The following is an 18,724-nucleotide window of genomic DNA, read 5'->3' as shown; positions in this document are numbered from 1 at the left end:
TCACTCCGGATGTTTCCATCCGTACGGTCAAATGATCCTGCACACGTCTCCGAGGACACCGATGGCCCTGACTGTACTTCTCTCCGGCGAGATCGCAGGGACACTAAACGCTGATGCCCACGGCAATCCCCAGTTCGCGTATACCAGAGAGTGGCTGGCGAACCCCTCTGCCTACCCGTTGTCGCTGAGCCTGCCCTTGCTGCGACCGCAGTTCGCACACCAGGACGTTACAGCAGTTCTGTGGGGACTGCTGCCCGATAACGAAGACCTCCTCCAGCGCTGGGCTTCGCACTTCCACGTCTCGCCTCGTAACCCTGCTGCACTGTTGGCCCATGTGGGGGAGGATTGCGCGGGCGCGGTCCAGTTCGTCAGCGACGACAGGCTCGCGGCCGTCCTGGGTGGCGCCGATGATGCCGTGATTTTACTGAGCGACGAAGAGGTTGCCGCCCGTCTGGCCGGGTTACGGCAGACCCGAGGAGTCGGACGCCCGAATGACGAAGTTGGTCACTTCAGCCTCGCCGGGGCACAGTCAAAAATCGCATTGATGAAGAGGCCAGACGGCGGATGGGCCATTCCGGGTGGCCGCCTGCCAACGACCCACATCATCAAACCACCAAGCGGCGACTACGATGGGTTTGTGGAGAATGAAATCTTCTGCCTGCGGCTGGCACGTGCGCTCGGCCTACCGGCTGCACACGTGGAGAAGATGGTCGTCAAGAACGAGTCCGCCATCCTGATCCAACGTTACGATCGCGCAGAGATGGACGGTGCTTGGCATCGAATCCATCAGGAAGACTTCTGCCAGGCACTGTCGATCACCCCTCACCTCAAATACCAGAACCAGGGTGGACCGGGCCCGGATGCGTTGGCCGACGTGCTGTGGACGCACTCTTCCCAACCCCGTGCAGACGTTGATGTACTGATGCGCGCGCTGATCTTCAATTACCTGATTGGCGGAACCGACGCCCACGCCAAGAACTACTCACTGCTGTTCGGCGCCGACGGCGCGGTAAGGCTTGCACCGCTCTACGACATCTCCAGCGCCTTTCCTTATCCGAGCCTGCAGCGGAGGAAGATAAAGATGGCGATGAAGATCGGCAGCCACTACAAGTGGTGGGATATCCGGCTGCAGGACTGGCAGTCCACCGCAGAATCGATGAGGCTCGATCCCGCCGCTACGCTGTACACCCTGGCGGAAATGGCCAGCGTCTTGCCGCCTGCCGCACGCGAATTGAACGCGCGCCTGCGCGCCGAAGGCATCGCGCATCCAGTCCTGGACCATCTGGTCAGCGAACTGCATGCATCCTGCACGCGTCTGCTGGGCAAGTTCCAGACACCCGCCGACGCCTGATCAGCCCAGCCGCCACACCAGCAGCCGGTTGTTGGCCGGCATCGCCAGGTCTTCCAGCGCAACGAAGCCCTGCGCCACCGCCAGTGCCTGCACCGCCTCCGCATCGCGTAGGCCACTGCGCGGATCGCGGGCCTTCAGCCAGCCATCGAACTGGGCGTTGCTGTCACTGGTGTACGCGCCGCCGTAATTGAACGGACCGTACACCGCGAGCAAGGCACCGGGCTGCAGCAGCGCGGGCAAACCCGCGAACAGCGCCTGTACGTGGTCCCATCCCATGATGTGCAGGGTATTGGCGCTGAACGCCGTATCGAAACGCGGGATTCCGGCAGGCACGGCCAGCGGCGGCGACGGTGGCAGCTCGGCCTGCAGCGCGAACGGTGCCTGCAGATTGGGCAGCGCCGCCTCGGCCCGCCACGCCGCGATGCCTCGCAGATGGTCGGGGTGGTCGCTGGGCTGCCACTGCAGCCACGGCCAGCGCTGGGCGAAGTACGCAGCGTGCTGTCCCGTGCCACTGCCGATCTCCAGCACGTGGCGGCGATCGGCCATGAGCGGATCCAGCGCGGCCGCGATCGGATCGCGGTTTCGTTCACAGGCGAGGGAGAAGGGTTTTTCGGTCATGGTTCGTGACGAAAGTGGCAGAACGCCATTGTGCCTGTGACACGACCATGACTGCAGTCACTTGCGTCATTGCATTGCGCTGGCGAAAGTCGGGTGTCAACTGAGTGCACGTGGGGTGGTGGCAGTGCGACGTCGTGATTTCCTGGCCTTCACCGGTGCCGGCCTGGCCGGCCTGATGCTGCCGCATGGCCGCGTGATCGCCGCCGAGCAGCTGCTGGAGCCGGGTGACCCGGTCATGGGCAAGCGCCTGGCGGACGCGGCGCTGCAGGCAGCACGCCAGGCCGGTGCCAGCTACTGCGACGTGCGCATCGGCCGCTACCTGAGCCAGGGCATCATCACCCGCGAGCGCACCGTCGAGAACGTCACCAACAGCGAATCGGCCGGCGTCGGCATCCGCGTAATCGTCGACGGTGCATGGGGCTTTGCGGCCACTCACCAACGCACGCCCGAGCAGGTCGTGCAGGCCGTCGCGCAGGCGGTGGCCATCGCGCGTGCGAATGCGCGCGTGCAGACGCGCCGCGTCCAGCTGGCGGCCACCCCGGGCGTCGGCGAGGTCAGCTGGCGCACGCCGCTGAAGAAGAACGCCATGGCCGTGCCGGTGCAGGACAAGGTCGGCCTGCTGCTGGACATCAACGACGCCGCGCTGGGCGCCGGGGCCGACTATTTCAATTCGACGCTGTTCCTGGTCAACGAGCAGAAGTACTTCGCCTCCAGCGATGGGTCGTGGATCGACCAGGACGTGCACCGCATCTGGCTGCCCTTCACCGCCACCGCCGTGGACAAGGCCAGCGGCAAATTCCGCACCCGCAACGGGCTGTCCGCGCCGATGGGCATGGGCTACGAGTTCCTGGACGGCGACCGCAGCGGGCGTTTCGAACTGCCCGGCGGCGTGGTCGGCTACGGGCAGTCCTACGACGCACGCGAAGACGCCTCGGCCGCGGCGCGCCAGGCCCGCGAGAAGCTCACCGCGCCCTCGGTGAAGGCCGGCAAATACGATGTCGTGCTGGATCCGTCCAACCTGTTCCTGACCATCCACGAGAATGTCGGCCACCCGCTGGAGCTGGACCGCGTGCTCGGCTACGAAGCGAACTACGCCGGCACCAGTTTCGCCACGCTGGACAAGCGTGACGCCGGCTTCCGCTGGGGCAGCGACATCGTCACCTTCTTTGCCGACAAGACACAGCCGGGCAGCCTTGGCGCCGTGGCCTACGACGATGAAGGGGTCAAGACACAGCGCTGGGACCTGGTCCGCGACGGCATCCTTGTCGACTACCAGGCCACCCGCGATGAAGCCCATATCCTGGGACGCGAGGCCTCCCACGGCTGCAGCTACGCCGATTCCTGGTCCAGCGTGCAGTTCCAGCGCATGGCCAACGTGTCGCTGGCACCGGGCAAGGCACCGCTGAGCGTGGCCGACATGGTCAAGGACGTGGAGAACGGCCTGTACTTCCATGGCCGCGGCTCGTATTCCATCGACCAGCAACGCTACAACGCCCAGTTCGGCGCCCAGCTGTGCTATCAGATCAAAGAGGGCCGCATCACCGGCATGGTCGAAGATGCGGCGTACCAGATCCGCACGCCGGAGTTCTGGAACGCCTGCACGGCGATCTGCGATGAACGCGACTTCCGCCTCGGCGGCTCGTTCTTCGACGGCAAGGGCCAGCCGTCGCAGGTGTCGGCGGTCTCCCACGGTTCGTCCACCACCCGCTTCAACGGCATCAACATCATCAACACCGCGCGCAGTCTCGGCGCATGAGTCCTGTCCAACATCCATACGTGGAGAGCAGCCTTGCAACGACGTGACTTCCTCGCCCTCACCGGGCTTACCGCGGGCGGCCTGCTGGTGCCCTCCTTCTTCGGCAAGGCCATCGCCGCCGAACAACTGCAGACCATGCTCGACCCGGCGCTGAAGAAGCGCCTGGCCGATGTTGCCCTGCAGGCGGCGCGCAGTGCCGGCGCCACCTACTGCGACGTGCGCATCGGTCGCTACCTGCGGCAGTTCGTGATCACCCGCGAAGACAAGGTGCAGAACGTCGTCAACACCGAATCCACCGGCGTCGGCATCCGTGTGCTGGTGAACGGGGCCTGGGGCTTCGCGGCGACCAATCAGTTGGCCGTTGCCGATATCGCCAAGGCCGCGCAGCAGGCCGCGGGCATCGCCCGTGCCAATGCGGGCATCCAGACCGCCCCGGTGCAGCTCGCTGCGGCGCCTGGCGTGGGCGAGGTCAGCTGGCGCACGCCGATCCGTCGCAACGCCATGGACGTGCCGATCAAGGACAAGGTCGATCTGTTGCTGGACGTCAATGCGGCCGCCATCAACGCCGGTGCCAGCTTCGTCAATTCGATGATGTTCCTGGTCAACGAGCAGAAGTATTTCGCCTCCACCGATGGGTCGTACATCGATCAGGACGTGCACCGCATCTGGGTGCCGATGACCATCACCGCCATCGACAAGGAAAGCGGCAAGTTCCGCACCCGCGAAGGGCTGTCCTCGCCGATGGGCATGGGCTACGAGTACCTGGACGGTGCTGCGGCGGGCAAGGTCATGACGCCCAACGGCGTGGTCAACTACTCCAGCTCGTATGACATGAAGGAAGATGCGATCGCCGCGGCGAAGCAGGCCCGCGAGAAGCTGAAGGCGCCTTCGGTGAAGCCGGGCAAGTACGATCTGGTCCTGGATCCGTCGCATACCTGGCTGACCATCCACGAATCGGTCGGCCATCCGCTGGAGCTTGACCGCGTGCTCGGCTACGAGGCCAACTACGCCGGCACCAGCTTCGCCACCCTGGACAAGCGCGAGCAGAAGTTCCAGTACGGCAGCGAGCTGGTCAACATCTTCGCCGACAAGACACAGGAAGGCAGCCTGGGCGCCGTGGCGTACGACGACGAAGGCGTGAAGTGCAAGCGGTGGGACCTGATCAGCGACGGCAAGCTGGTGGACTACCAGACCATCCGCGACCAGGCCCACATCCTGGGCAAGACCGAGTCCGATGGCTGCTGCTACGCCGATTCGTGGTCCAGCGTGCAGTTCCAGCGCATGGCCAATGTGTCCATGGCGCCGGGCAAGAAGCCGCTCAGCGTCGATGAACTGATCAAGGACGTGGAGAACGGCATCTACATCATCGGTGACGGCTCGTTCTCGATCGACCAGCAGCGCTACAACGCCCAGTTCGGTGGCCAGCTGTATTACGAGATCAAGAACGGCAAGATCACCGGGATGCTGGAGGACGTGGCGTATCAGATCCGCACGCCGGAGTTCTGGAACGCCTGCACCGCCGTTGCCGATGAGCGCGACTACCGCCTGGGCGGCTCGTTCTTCGACGGCAAGGGCCAGCCGGGCCAGGTCTCGGCGGTTTCGCACGGTTCGTCCACTGCCCGTTTCAATGGCATCAACGTCATCAACACCGCACGCAGCCTCGGCTGACCGGTCTGGAGCCCGATACCCATGAGCATCTTCACCGAACAGCAGGCCAAGGCCATCCTCGACAAGGTCATCGCCCTGTCCAAGGCCGATGAGTGCACGGCCACCCTGGCCGGATCCATCAACGGCAACATCCGCTTCGCCTTGAACAACATCTCCACCAGCGGCATCGTCAGCGATGCGTCGCTGGCCGTCGAAGTGGCGTTCGGCAAGCGCGTCGGCACTGCCTCCATCAACGAGTTCGACGACGCCGCGCTGGAGCGCGTGGTCCGCCGTGCCGAAGACTTGGCCCGCCTGGCGCCGGAAAACCCGGAGTTCATCCCGGCCATCGGCAAGCAGGAATACCGCCCGACGCCGACCTTCAGTGAATCCACCGGTGCGATCGATCCGGCGTTCCGGGCCAAGGTCGCCGCCGATTCCATCCTGCCCTGCCGCCAGGCCGGGGTGATCGCCGCCGGCTTCCTCGAAGATGGCCATGGCTTCACCGCCACCGCCAACAGCAAGGGCAACTTCGGCTACCAGCGCACCAGCAACTTCGACTACACCTGCACGGTGCGCACCGAAGACGGCCGTGGTTCGGGCTGGGTCGGCCGCAACCTGAAGGACGCAGCGGACTTCAAGGCCGACCAGGACGTGCGCATCGCCATGCGCAAGGCCACCGAATCGGCTGAAGCCAAGGCGCTGGAACCGGGCAAGTACACGGTGATCCTGGAACCGGCCGCAGCGGCTGGCCTGATCAGCTTCATGATGCGGTTCTTCGACGCACGCACTGCAGACGAAGGCCGCAGCTTCCTGTCCAAGAAGGGCGGCGGCAACAAGCTGGGCGAGCAGGTCTACGATTCGCGGGTGAGCCTGCATGCCGACCCGTGGCACCCGGAAGCGCCGGTACTGCCGTGGGACGAAAGCGGGATGCCGCGCGAGAAGATCGCGATCATCGAGAACGGCAAGATCGCCAGCCTGGACTATTCGCGCTTCTGGGCGCAGAAGCAGGGCAAGACCGCCAACGCGCGGCCGGGCAACCTGCTGATGAGCGGTGGCGACAAGAGCACCGCCGACCTGGTGCGCGGCACGCAGAAGGGCATCCTGGTCACCCGTACGTGGTACATCCGCATGGTCGATCCACAGACCGTGCTGCTGACCGGCCTGACCCGCGATGGCACGTTCTACATCGAGAACGGGCAGATCAAGCACCCCGTGAAGAACTTCCGCTTCAACGAGTCGCCGGTGATCATGCTCAACAACATCGACGAGCTGGGCAAGCCGGTGCGCGTGGCCGGTGATGAGTCCAGCTTCGTGATGATGATCCCGCCGATGCGCCTGCGCGACTTCACGTTCACCTCGTTGTCCGACGCAGTCTGATGGATCGCCGGGCCTGCCTGCGCTGGTTCGCCGCCGCCGCTTCTGCGGCAGCGGTCCCGGCATGGGCGCAGGCAGGCCCGCGCAGCTCACGCTACGACTTCTGGTTCACCCGCCTGCAGTACGACTCCGGCGACTGGGACGTGGATGCACGCATGCCATCCAACCTGATCACCTCGTTGATCGATTACACCTCGCTGCGGGTGGACCCGCAGGAACGTGTGGTCGCGCTTGCCGATCCGCGCATGATGGAGGCACCGTTCTGCTACCTCGCCGGCCACACGCTGGTCGAATTCAACGCCGCCGAGCGGCAGAACTTCGTGCGCTATGTCCGCAATGGCGGCTTCGTGTTCGTCGATGACTGCAACCACGATATCGACGGTCTGTTCGCCACCTCGTTCGAGGCGCAGATGGCGCGGCTGTTCGGGCCGAAGGCCCTGAAGAAGCTGCCCAACACCCATGCGCTCTATCGCAGCTTCTTTCAGTTTCCGGAGGGGCCACCGGCCACCAGCTTCGAGCTCAACGGCTGGGGTGACGACCTGGTGCACGACTACCTGAAGGGCATCGAGGTGGACGGTCGGCTGGGCCTGCTTTACAGCAACAAGGATTACGGCTGCGAGTGGGACTATGACTGGCGCAACAAACGCTTCCTGGCCGAAGACAACACCCGCTTCGGCGTCAACATCGTGATGTACGCGTTGAACCATTGATAGGACAGGCATTCCCATGAGCACCCCCGACCTCGATTCCCTGCTGCCGCGCCTGCATGAGCTGCGCAGCGCGCTCGCCCACGCCGTGGTCGGCCAGCACACCGTAGTAGAGCAACTGCTGATCGGCCTGCTGGCGGGCGGGCATTGCCTGCTGGAAGGCGCGCCCGGACTGGGCAAGACCCTTCTGGTGCGCTCGCTTGGCCACGCCCTGGAGCTGCAGTTCCGGCGCGTGCAGTTCACCCCTGACCTGATGCCCAGTGACATCCTGGGCACCGAACTGCTGGAAGAAGACCACGGCACCGGCCACCGCCATTTCCGCTTCCAGCAAGGGCCGATCTTCACCAACCTGCTGCTGGCCGACGAGCTCAACCGCACGCCGCCGAAAACCCAGGCCGCCCTGCTGGAAGCCATGCAGGAACGCACCGTCAGCTATGCCGGCACCACGTACACATTGCCGCAGCCCTTCTTCGTGCTGGCCACGCAGAACCCGATTGAACAGGCCGGCACGTATCCCCTGCCAGAGGCACAACTGGACCGTTTCCTGCTGCACGTCCTGGTTGAATATCCCAGCGAAGACGAAGAACGGCAGATCCTGGAACAGACCACTGGCGGCGCCACCGCCGGCGTACCGAAGGTGATGGATGCCGAGGCAGTGCTCGCCCTGCAGGCGGCCGTGCGGCAGGTGCATGTCAGCGCCGACGTGCTTGCCTGGATCACCCGCCTGGTGCGCGCAAGCCGACCGGGCGATGGTGCGCCGGCCGCCATCAACCAGTGGGTGAAATGGGGTGCGGGACCGCGCGCTGGGCAATCGCTGGTACTGGCCGCGAAAGCGCGCGCCCTGTTGCAGGGGCGCTTTGCCGCCACCCGCGAAGACGTACTCGCACTGGCTGCGCCGGTGATGCGACATCGGCTGGTGCTGTCCTTCGCCGCCGAGGCCGAGCAGAAGCGTGCCGACGACGTGGTCGCCGCGCTGCTGCAGGCCGTTCCATTCCCCGGTTGACCCGCACTTGAGCACCGGCTTGCCCCTGTTGCTGCCACCGGACCTGCGTGCGCGCCTGCGTGCGCTGCGCCTGCGGCCGCGGCTGGCCAGCGGCATGAGCGGGATCGGACAGCATGCCAGCCGCAGCCGTGGCGCGGGCCTGGAATTCGCGCAGTACCGTGCCTATGAACCCGGCGATGAGCTGCGCCAGGTTGATTGGAAGCTGTACGCGCGCTCGGACCGCTTCTTCGTGCGCGAGTCCGAACGCGAAAGTCCGATCACGGTCTGGTTGCTGCTCGATGCCACGGCCTCGGCCGGCCAGACCGACCGTGTCGATCCCGGCCGCAGCCGCTTGGATCACATGCGCCTGCTGGCCGCGTGCGTGGTCGAGCTGGCGCTGCAGCAAGGCGATCGTTTCGGCCTGCTGGCCATCGACGGTGAGGGCCTGCAACTGGTTCCGGCCGGCCACGGCGCGCGCCAGCGCGATCGCGTTTATCTGCAGCTGCAGGCCCTGCGCGCGCGCGGGGAATGGCCTGCCGCGGAACGGTTGCGGCCGTTGTGGGAACGCGTTCGTCCCGGCGACCTGCTGCTGTGCATCGGCGATGGCTTCGACGAGACCGGTGTCGTGTTGCTGGAGCAGTTGGCGCGTGCGCGCCGCGACGTGGTGCTGTTGCAGGTGCTGACCGCCGACGAACGCGACTTTCCGTTCGACGCCGGACATCGCTTCCGCGACCCGGAGACCGGCGAGGAAGTGCGGGGTGATGGTGCCGCGATCCGCAGCGACTACCTGCAGCGCTTCGCCGAAGCGCGCACTGCCCTGCAGTCCCGCTTGCAGGCAGGGGGCATCGCATCCGCCACCAGTTGGCTCGACCAGCCGCTCGACCAGCCTCTGCAGGCGTTGTTCGGCCGCGGGATCACCGCGTGAGCCTGCTGTTCCCACTCGGCCTGCTGGCGGTCGCGGCCTGGCTGCTGCCGTTGCTGATCCACCTCGCCCGCCGCCATCCCTACACGCCGGTGGATTTTGCCGCACTGCGCTGGCTGCGCGCACGGATTCGCCCGCGCCAACGTATCCGCTTCGATGACTGGCCCCTGCTGCTGGTGCGCCTGTTACTGCTGGCCGCGCTCGCCCTGCTGCTGGCGCGACCGGCGCTGACCGGGCCAGAACCTGCGCCGGCCGCGTGGACCGTCGTTGCGCCCGGACTGGATGCAGCCGCCCTGCGCAGCACGGAAGACCTGCGCAACTGGCACTGGCTGGCGCCCGGATTCCCCCCTATCGGACAGCCAGCGCCGCCAGGCGATGCCTCGCTGCCCAGCCTGCTGCGCGAACTCGACGCCCAACTGCCGACCGGCACAGCCCTGACCGTGTATGTGCCCGACCCCTTGCCCGGCCTCGACGGGGCGCGCCTGCAGCTGTCGCGCCCGGTGCAGTGGCGTCCGCAGCCGCTGGCCACTCGTACATCACAAGCGGTTCCGGCGCCGCCTCGATTGCGCGTCAAAAGCGATGCACCCGCAGCGGCGCAACACTGGCTGACGGCCCTGCAGCGCGCGTGGGGGGCGCAGCCGTTGGCAGCACCGCTATCCGCTGACGCGCTGCCGGAGCCTGGTGAAACCGGGGTATGGAGCAGTGCCGACCCATTGCCCACCACATGGCAGGCCTGGGTGGACCAAGGGGGCAGCATCCTGTCACGTGCCGCGCACCCGGCAGGCGCCCGCCTGCTGCTCCGCGATGCACAGGGCGCGCCGCTGCTGTGGGAGCAGCGCTCGGGTCGCGGACACGTGCTGTATCTGCCCGGGGAATGGGACGCGGGCCGCACCTTGGCGCTGCGCGACGATCACCTTCCACGTCAGCTGCTGCAGGCCTTGCAGCCGCCTGCGTCGCCCCGCCTGGGCGATGCGCTGGACCAGGCGCCACAGCGCGCGTCCCTGCCCCCGACCGTGCCGCCGGCGCGCGAACTTGCCCCCTGGTTGATGCTGGTGATCCTGCTGCTGTTCGCACTGGAGCGCTGGATGGCCAGCAGTGCGCGACGGAGGCGACCCGCATGAAGACGCTGCAACAGGCCTGGCAGCGCGCGCGTCGGCGCCGCGTGGTCATTACCCTGTCGCTTGGCCTGCCTTGGGCCGCGGCGGCCACCGCGCTGGCGCTGCGCGTGGCCGGGTTCGATATCGCCTGCGTGATCGCAACGGTCGCATTGCTGGTCACCGCGGGCGTGGCCATTACCCGCGCGCGCCGTCTGGACAGACGCTGGCTGCAGCGCCAGCTCGACGGCAGCGGTGCCAGCGAGGACAGCGCCGACCTGCTGTTCGCCGACGAAACCGCGCTCAATCCCCTGCAGCGGCGCCAGCGCGCGCATGTGCTGGCCACGCTTGAACGCGCCGTGCCTGAGCTGCGCCCACGCTGGCCGCGCGCTGCCATCGCACTGTGCGTGATCGGCGGCGGCGCCACGGCCCTGCTCGCGTTGGGCTGGCCACACGCGGGACCGTCGCCGGTGGCGGTCCCTGCCACGCAGGCGCTCCCCACCACAGCAGGCCCGCTGCGCCTGCAGTCCACCCGCCTGCGCATCGAAGCGCCGGCCTATACCGGCCAACCTGCGCGCACGCAGAACGCGCTCGATGCCAAGGTCGCCGCCGACAGTCGCCTGTCCTGGTCCGTACGCTTCGACCGGGCGCCGCGCACCGCGTGGCTGCAGTTCCATGATGGCCGCCGCCTACCGCTGCGCGAGCACGAAGGACAGTGGCAGGCACAGGACGTTGCCCGCACGCCGGTGCTGTACCGGATAGTCAGCGAGCCCGCACTGGCCGACGCCCGGCTGCATCGACTCGACGTGGTCGCCGACCGCGCGCCCACGGTGCGGGTGATCGATCCGCCTTCCAGCCTGGTGCTGGGCACGCCTGGGCAGCGCCAGTGGACGCTGCGCTTCGAGGCCAGCGACGACCACGGCGTCGCCGCGCGGGCGACGCTGTCGATCACCACCACCGAAGGCAGTGGCGAGAACATCACCTTCGCCCGGCGCAGCGTGGCGCTGACCGGCACGGGCGAACCTACGGCCCGGCGCTTTGCCCACACCCTCGACCTGGCGGCCCTCGGCGCACAGCCAGGCAACGATGTGATCGCCCAGCTGGAAGTGCGCGACAACCACGCACCGGCGCCGCAGATCGGCCGCAGCAACAGTGTGATCCTGCGCCTGCCCAGCACCGAAGCCGTGCGCGGTGCCGAACTTGAGGGTCGCATCAAGAAGACGCTGCCGGCCTACTTCCGCAGCCAGCGGCAGATCATCATCGATGCCGAAGCATTGATCCGTGAGCGGCGCCGCCTGGCCGCGGACGGCTTCATGACGCGCAGCGATGCCATCGGCGTGGACCAGCGCATCCTGCGCATGCGTTACGGCCAGTTCCTCGGCGAGGAAAGCGAGGGCGCGCCGAAGGCCCCGCCAACCAGCGACCTGCCCACCAGCGATGTGCCCGCTGCGGACACACACGACGACGATCACGCGCACGATCACGACACCCAGGCCGGCGCTGATGACGATCATGGCCATGATCACGGCGGTGCCGCGGCCGTACCGCAAGCGCCGCCGGTGTTCGGCAGTGCCACCGACGTATTGTCCGAGTACGGCCATACCCACGACCATGCGGAAGCGGCGACCCTGCTGGACCCGCAGACCCGCGCCACGCTGAAGGCAGCGCTTGACCAGATGTGGTCGTCCGAGGGCGAGCTGCGCCAAGGCCGCCCCGAGCAGGCCCTGCCGCATGCCTACAAGGCACTCGGTTTCATCAAGCAGGTGCAGCAGGCCGAGCGCATCTACCTGGCCCGCGTCGGCCCGGAACTGCCGCCGATCGACGAGGGCCGGCGGCTGGGCGGTGATCGCGCAGGGCTGGCCAGCCGGGCGTTGCCGCTGACCGCGCGCACGCCACCGGATCCGGTGGTGGTGGAGGCCTGGCAGCGACTTGGCGACGGCGACCAGACGCCGGATCTGGATGCACTGGCGGCGTGGCAGCAGCGCAACAGCGCCTTCCTGCCCGACGCCCTCGACTTGGCCGCTGCCATTGAACAGCTGCGCATCGAACCGGGCTGTGACGCATGCCGGCAGCGCCTGCGTGCGCAGTTGTGGCGTGCGGTGCAACGTCCGCTACCCCAGGTGACACGGCGCAACGCCGCCGATGCGATGGGCCAGCGTTACCTGGATGCATTGGAGGCGCAGCAATGAGTGCATCCGCGTTGAACACCTGGGTCGCTGTCGCGCTGGCGCTGATCGTGCTGGTCGCCAGCGTGCGTCAGCTGCGCCGTCCCGCGGCCCGCCGCGGCCGCCAGATCGCCGTCATCGCGCTGCAGGTGCTGGCTGCTGCCCTGTTGTACGCCTGCCTGCTGCCCCCGACGCAGCGCGTGCCCATGAGGGGGCTGGTCGTGATCGGTGCAGACGCTGGCAGCGCCGGCGCACGGCCTACCGGCGGCACGCACGTGGTGCTGCCGGAAGCCGATGACGTGGCCGGTGCAGCGCGCGTTCCTGATCTGGCCACCGCGCTGCGCCTTCATCCTTCTTCCCGTGTGACCCTGGTCGGTGCGGGCCTGGCTGCACGTGACCGCGACACCGTGCTGCCTGCCGACACGCGCTGGCAGGCTGCGCCTGCCCCTACGGGGTGGGTGTCACTGCAGCCTCCCGCCGACACCAGCCCCGGCGCACGTTTCGAGCTGCAGGCACGGGCACACGGCGTTGCCGCCGCGCGGGCCGAACTGCTGGATCCGGCCGGTGCCGTGGTGGATCGCGCCGCGCTGCCAGCGGATGGCCGCGTGCAGCTCAGCGGCGTTGCCCGCGCCGAGGGTCGAAGCGTGTTCCAGCTGCGCCTGCTCGATGCGCAGGGCCATGTGGCCGACACCGTTCCAGTGCCGCAGCAGACGCTGGCCGCGGCACCGCTGCGGCTGCTGGTGCGGGCCGGCGCGCCCGGCGCCGAACTGAAGTACCTGCGGCGCTGGGCGACCGACGCCGGCATCCAGGTGCAGGTGCAGGCGGACGCCGGTGCGGGCGTCAGCCTGGGCGATGGCAGCGTGGCACTGGACGCGGCCACGCTGGCGCGCAGCGACGTGCTGTTGCTCGACGAACGCAGCCTGGCTGCGCTGGGCGCGCCTCAGCTGGCCGCGGTGCGGGCGGCGTTGCGCGATGGGCTGGGCGTGCTGGTACGTAGTACCGGCGCGCCGTCGGCCAGCACGCGCCAACGTTTGGGTGAGCTGGGTCTGCCCGTGCGCGGCGATGCCACCAGCCAGTCGGCGACGCTGCCCGGCGATGGGGATGCGACCATGCGGCAGGCGCGCCGCGGCCCCGTCGCCGCCGGTACCCTGCCCACCCGTGATGGCGAAGAGGCGGACCGCGAATCCCACACGGCGGCGCTGCCGGTGCTGGAGTCTCTGGCGCTACAGGCACCTGGCAGTCACGCGTTGCTGCAGGACCATCAGGGCAAGGCCATCGGCGGTTGGCTCGCTGTCGGCAAGGGCCGCATCGGGATGCTGCCGATCACCGACAGCTGGCGTTGGGTGCTGGCCGGTCGCGAGGATCGCCACGGTGAGGTGTGGAGCACGGTCATGGCCACGCTCGCCCGTGCGCAGGCCGGCAGTGCAAGCCTGTGGTCGCCCCAGACATTGGCGTGGGCCGGTGAGCGCCAGCCGCTGTGCGGCGTGCAGGCCCCCTTGCGGTCGCTGACCCGCGAGGGTGTGGCGGTGCCGCTGCGGGTTGATCCGGCGACGGGCGACGCGCGCTGTGCGGGCTGGTGGCCACGGCAGCCCGGTTGGCAGCGGCTGCAGCACGGCGATCGCACGCAATGGCGCTATGTGTTCGATCCGGATCAGGCCCGTGCGCTGCATCGACAGGCGGTGATGGATGCCACTGCGCACCGGCTGGCCACGACCGAACCGGCGCCGGTGCAGGCCAGCCAACGCGTGCCGGGGCCGCGCTGGCCGTGGTGGCTCGCGTTCGTCGCCTGTACGTCGCTGCTGTGGTGGTTGGAACGGCGGCCGGCCCCTTCGGCGTAAGCGCGCTCCGGTCGTCTCATGGTGAAGGCACGACGGACACTGCCTATTCCTGTGGCGGTGCGCCGCACCCTTCCTGCTGCGCGCAGAACTGCAGCGCGCGCCGTTGCTGCTCAGCGCTCAGTTCCGGCGGCGGCCGGGCAATGGCCGCCTGGATCTGGTCCGGCCCGCCGGTGATCTTGTTCAAGCCCTTGGCCGCTGCGGCCACCCCTTTGACCACACCCATCATCAGGTAGCCACCACTCATGCTGACCTGCTCGGGCGACGGCGGCTCGCTCCAGTTACGGCTGAAGCGGTTGTCCTCCGCGCGCATCGGGTTCTTGAAGCGATACAGGTCCAGTGGCTGCTCGTCATCAGGCCGGAGCGCGCGCACTTCGCCCAAGGTGGTGACATCGTTCTGTGCGGCCGACCCGCCGACCCGTTCCACAGCGCCCGGCGCCGTCGCGGGATCATCCACAGGCACGGACGCGGCCACCGGTGCGGCCTGCTGCGCCTGCGCGCCCCCTGCCAGCAGCAAGACCGCCAGCATTGCGCCCTGCATTGCACGTCGTGCCACCGCCCTCCCCCCGTGCCGCCTGTGTCCAACGGGCGAGGATACGGTCATGGGGCTTCAGATTTCGTTGATGCGCGTCCGCGTGGCCGGCGCGCTGCACGGCGTATCGGGTCGCACTGCGCTGAATGATTCACGCCCTTCCGTCACGGTGTCTCACACGCTGAGACCCGTCTGTGGTGCCATGTCACCCCCTGTAATCTGTGTTCCCATGGCCTACGAACTCGCCAAGCGCACCGCCGACGCCGAGCACCAGCTCGCCACCCGCGACGGCCTGCCGGCGCGCGATGGCGCCCTGCTCAGCACCCGCCTGCAGCGCCGTTACCACGACCGCATCACCGGCAGCTTCGCCATCCCCGGCCGCGAAGGCAGCTACGCGCCCATTCCGGACAGCGTGCCGCCTGCACTGGCTGCGGCCTTGAAGGCGCGCGGCATCGACCAGCTTTACAGCCACCAGGCGCAGGCCTGGGAGGCAGCGCAACGCGGTGAGCACGTGGCCATCGTCACCCCCACCGCCAGCGGCAAGTCACTGTGCTACACCTTGCCGGTGATCAGCGCGGCCATGCAGCACAAGGCCAAGGCGCTGTTCCTGTTCCCGACCAAGGCGCTGGCGCAGGATCAGGTGGCCGACCTGCTGGAGCTCAACCGCGCCGGTGACCTGGGCGTAAAGGCGTTTACCTTCGACGGCGATACACCGGGTGATGCCCGCCAGGCGATCCGCCTGCACGGCGACATCGTGGTATCCAACCCGGACATGCTGCACCAGGCCATCCTGCCGCATCACACCAAGTGGGCGCAGTTCTTCGAGAACCTGCGCTACGTGGTGATCGATGAAGTGCACACCTATCGGGGCGTGTTCGGCAGCCACGTCACCAACGTGCTGCGTCGCCTGAAGCGCATCTGCGCGTTCTACGGGGTGCAACCGCAGTTCATCCTGTGCTCGGCCACCATCGGCAATCCGCAGCAGCATGCCGAGGCACTGATCGAGGCCCCGGTCACCGCCATCACCGAATCCGGGGCGCCCAGTGGGCCAAAGCAGGTACTGCTGTGGAACCCGCCGGTGGTCAACCCGGATCTCGGCCTGCGGGCATCGGCACGCTCACAGAGCAACCGTATCGCCCGCATCGCGATCAAATCCGGATTGAAGACACTGGTGTTCGCGCAGAGCCGGCTGATGGTCGAAGTGCTGACCAAGTACCTCAAGGACATCTTCGACCACGATCCGCGCAAGCCGGCGCGCATCCGCGCCTACCGCGGTGGATACCTGCCAACCGAGCGCCGCGAGACCGAGCGGGCCATGCGCGCCGGGCAGATCGACGGCATCGTCAGCACCTCCGCGCTGGAACTGGGCGTGGATATCGGCAGCCTGGACGTGGTGATCCTCAACGGCTACCCGGGCAGTGTCGCAGCCACCTGGCAACGCTTCGGCCGCGCCGGGCGTCGCCAGCAACCGGCATTGGGCGTGATGGTGGCCAGTTCGCAGCCGCTGGACCAGTACGTCGTGCGGCATCCGGACTTCTTCGCCGAGGCATCGCCGGAGCATGCACGGATCGCGCCGGACCAGCCGCTGATCCTGTTCGACCACATCCGCTGCGCGGCCTTCGAGCTCCCGTTCCTGGTCGGCGATGGCTTCGGCCCGATCGACCCGGAGGTGTTCCTGGAAGCACTGGCGGAAACCGAGGTCGTGCACCGCGAGGGCGAACGCTGGGAGTGGATCGCCGACAGTTATCCCGCCAACGCGGTCAGCCTGCGCTCGGTGGCCGATGGCAACTTCGTGGTGGTGGACCGCAGTGGCGGCAAACAGCAGATCATCGCCGAGGTGGATTATTCGGCGGCCGCGCTGACCCTGTACGAAGGGGCCATCCACATGGTGCAGTCCACGCCGTACCAGGTGGAGACGCTGGACTGGGAAGGCCGCAAGGCCTACGTCACGCGTACCCACGTGGACTATTACACCGACAGCATCGACTTCACCAAGCTCAAGGTGCTGGACCGTTTCGATGGCAACGGTGCCGGCCGCGGTGATTCCCACCATGGCGAGGTGCACGTCGTACGCCGCGTGGCGGGCTACAAGAAGATCCGTTATTACACCCATGAAAACATCGGCTACGGTCCGGTCAACCTGCCGGATCAGGAGCTGCATACCACGGCGGTGTGGTGGCAACTGCCGCAGGCCCTGCTACTGCGAGCGTTCGCCAGCAAGCAGGATGCGCTGGACGGCTTCCTGGGCGCGGCGTACGCGCTGCACATCGTGGCGACCGTGGCGGTGATGGCCGATGCGCGCGATCTGCAGAAGGCGGTCGGCAACGGCGACGGCGCCTGGTTCGCCATCGCCGACCAGACCGGCCGCGGGCAACTGCGGGGCGAAGAGGGTGATCCGGCAGCGGTGGAGCTGCTGCAGCAGTTCGTACCGACGGTGTATCTATACGACAACTTCCCCGGCGGCGTGGGTCTGAGCGAGCCGCTATGGATGCGCCAGCAGGAGCTGGTGCAGCGCGCGCGTGAGCTGGTGCAACGGTGCGACTGCAAGGCCGGCTGCCCCGCCTGCGTGGGCCCGGTGCTGGCCGCGCAGGAAACCGACGACACCACGCCGCGCGCGTTGGCGTTGCGGGTGCTGGATCTGTTCGATGCCGTGGCCTGCGAAGAAGTGCCCGATGTCGCCGTGACCGTGGTCGATCCGATGGAGCTGTTGGCACCGTGAGCCTGAGCCTGGACAAACTGCGGCTGCTGCGTCGACAGGCCGGGGATGCCAAGGCGGTGGCGCCTCCGCCTGCGCCCGCAGCAGTACCGGCCCCTCCCGAGTCGGCGCTGCCTGGCGCCGCAAACGATGCAAGGCAGCCTGCCGCCGCACGGTCGGTGTTCGCCTGGGTGGAACAGGAAATCCGCCACAAGGCGACGGGTGTCGCCACGGCCCCGCGCGCCGTCGCGGATGCCTCCAGCCTGCGCCGTCTGCTGGGCGTACGTGATCGCAGCAGTGACGCCGCACCGGCCAGTCGCGCACGCGCACTTGACCGCCACCTGCCAGGCAACGAGATCGCACCGGGCCTGCACCTGATCGAATCCTTCGTGCCGCAGGACATCCCGTCGGTACCGCTGTCACTGGCCTTCGCCAAGCGCGAGACCGAGCACGTGTCACCGCGTGACCTGATGTTCTTCGATACCGAAACCACCGGCCTGGCCGGTGGTACCGGCACGCGCGCCTTCATGATCGGCGCGGCGGACTGGCATGTGGATCCGACGCGCGGAGCGGGGCTGCGCATCCGCCAGTTGATGATCTCCACCATGGCGGCAGAAGCCGAGATGCTGCGTACCTTCACCGGTTGGCTGGCGCCGGGCACGGTGTTTTCCAGCTACAACGGCCGCAGTTATGACGCGCCCCTGCTGAAAACGCGGTACCGCCTGGCGCGACAGGGCGATCCGATCACCCCGCTGGACCATGTCGACCTGCTGTATCCAACGCGCCGGCGCTATCGCGGGGTATGGGAAAACTGCCGCCTGGCCACCATTGAGCGTCAACTGCTGAAGATCGTCCGCGAGGACGACCTGCCCGGGTCGGAAGCCCCGTCGGCGTGGCTGCGCTACCTGCGCGGCGGCGATGCGGTGAACCTGCGCCGCGTAGCCGAACACAACCACCAGGACGTGGTGACCTTGGCCCTGCTGATGCAGCGACTGGTGCACGAAGAAGCACAGGACCGGCAGACGCTCGCGCTGGCCGGCGGGTAG

The 18,724-nt window shown here is 67.7% G+C and carries 14 protein-coding genes; 12 read left to right on the top strand and 2 right to left on the bottom strand.

All coding sequences use genetic code 11. From position 1 onward, the window contains the following. The first annotated feature begins 61 nt into the window (after nt 1–61). Nucleotides 62–1,351: a type II toxin-antitoxin system HipA family toxin gene (locus tag ICJ04_RS00520; RefSeq protein WP_188325636.1), complete on the top strand. Its 1,290-nt coding sequence runs from the start codon at nt 62–64 to the stop codon at nt 1,349–1,351. On the opposite strand, the gene ICJ04_RS00515 is transcribed toward ICJ04_RS00520, so the two are convergent. Next, nucleotides 1,352–1,969, bottom strand: a complete 618-nt coding sequence (locus ICJ04_RS00515) for a DUF938 domain-containing protein (RefSeq protein ID WP_188325635.1) — start codon at nt 1,967–1,969, stop codon at nt 1,352–1,354. Nucleotides 1,970–2,093: 124 nt separating this feature from the next. Between ICJ04_RS00515 and ICJ04_RS00510 the strand changes: the two genes are divergently transcribed. Genes ICJ04_RS00510 through ICJ04_RS00470 form a run of 9 tightly spaced genes read left to right on the top strand, consistent with a single transcriptional unit; the run spans nt 2,094 to nt 14,454 of the window. Then, nucleotides 2,094–3,725 carry a TldD/PmbA family protein gene (locus ICJ04_RS00510; protein WP_188325634.1) on the top strand — a complete coding sequence of 544 codons (1,632 nt, stop codon included), beginning with the start codon at nt 2,094–2,096 and terminating at the stop codon, nt 3,723–3,725. Between the two features lie 33 nt (nt 3,726–3,758). Next, nucleotides 3,759–5,393: a TldD/PmbA family protein gene (locus tag ICJ04_RS00505; protein ID WP_188325633.1), complete on the top strand. Its 1,635-nt coding sequence runs from the start codon at nt 3,759–3,761 to the stop codon at nt 5,391–5,393. 21 nt (nt 5,394–5,414) lie between these two features. After that, nucleotides 5,415–6,749, top strand: a complete 1,335-nt coding sequence (locus ICJ04_RS00500) for a TldD/PmbA family protein (protein WP_188325632.1) — start codon at nt 5,415–5,417, stop codon at nt 6,747–6,749. Then, complete coding sequence (locus ICJ04_RS00495; RefSeq protein WP_188325631.1) at nt 6,749–7,456, top strand: DUF4159 domain-containing protein; 708 nt, start codon at nt 6,749–6,751, stop codon at nt 7,454–7,456. The genes ICJ04_RS00500 and ICJ04_RS00495 overlap by 1 nt, the downstream gene beginning before the upstream one ends. Nucleotides 7,457–7,472: 16 nt before the next feature. Beyond that, nucleotides 7,473–8,456: a MoxR family ATPase gene (locus tag ICJ04_RS00490; protein ID WP_188325630.1), complete on the top strand. Its 984-nt coding sequence runs from the start codon at nt 7,473–7,475 to the stop codon at nt 8,454–8,456. Between the two features lie 7 nt (nt 8,457–8,463). Next, on the top strand, nt 8,464–9,360 hold the full coding sequence (locus tag ICJ04_RS00485; protein ID WP_188325629.1) for a DUF58 domain-containing protein: 897 nt from the start codon (nt 8,464–8,466) through the stop codon (nt 9,358–9,360). Continuing rightward, the gene (locus ICJ04_RS00480; protein ID WP_188325628.1) at nt 9,357–10,478 is read left to right on the top strand and encodes a BatA domain-containing protein; all 1,122 of its coding nucleotides are present in this window, start codon (nt 9,357–9,359) and stop codon (nt 10,476–10,478) included. The genes ICJ04_RS00485 and ICJ04_RS00480 overlap by 4 nt, the downstream gene beginning before the upstream one ends. Continuing rightward, on the top strand, nt 10,475–12,640 hold the full coding sequence (locus ICJ04_RS00475; protein WP_188325627.1) for a hypothetical protein: 2,166 nt from the start codon (nt 10,475–10,477) through the stop codon (nt 12,638–12,640). Before ICJ04_RS00480 ends, ICJ04_RS00475 begins: the two co-directional genes overlap by 4 nt. Beyond that, on the top strand, nt 12,637–14,454 hold the full coding sequence (locus ICJ04_RS00470) for a hypothetical protein (protein WP_188325626.1): 1,818 nt from the start codon (nt 12,637–12,639) through the stop codon (nt 14,452–14,454). The genes ICJ04_RS00475 and ICJ04_RS00470 overlap by 4 nt, the downstream gene beginning before the upstream one ends. Nucleotides 14,455–14,497: 43 nt before the next feature. On the opposite strand, the gene ICJ04_RS00465 is transcribed toward ICJ04_RS00470, so the two are convergent. Beyond that, a complete protein-coding gene (locus tag ICJ04_RS00465; RefSeq protein ID WP_223202947.1) occupies nt 14,498–14,980 on the bottom strand; it encodes a hypothetical protein in 483 nt (160 codons plus the stop codon). Nucleotides 14,981–15,212: 232 nt separating this feature from the next. On the opposite strand from ICJ04_RS00465, the gene ICJ04_RS00460 reads away from it, so the two are divergent. Then, nucleotides 15,213–17,702: a DEAD/DEAH box helicase gene (locus tag ICJ04_RS00460; RefSeq protein ID WP_188325625.1), complete on the top strand. Its 2,490-nt coding sequence runs from the start codon at nt 15,213–15,215 to the stop codon at nt 17,700–17,702. Continuing rightward, a complete protein-coding gene (locus tag ICJ04_RS00455) occupies nt 17,699–18,724 on the top strand; it encodes a ribonuclease H-like domain-containing protein (RefSeq protein WP_188325624.1) in 1,026 nt (341 codons plus the stop codon). Before ICJ04_RS00460 ends, ICJ04_RS00455 begins: the two co-directional genes overlap by 4 nt.

The sequence above is a fragment of the Stenotrophomonas sp. 169 genome, from assembly GCF_014621775.1.
In the GTDB taxonomy this organism is placed as follows: Bacteria; Pseudomonadota; Gammaproteobacteria; order Xanthomonadales; family Xanthomonadaceae; genus Stenotrophomonas.
The sequence above is the reverse complement of the archived record's forward strand: the minus strand, read 5'-3'. Positions and strand labels throughout refer to the sequence as shown.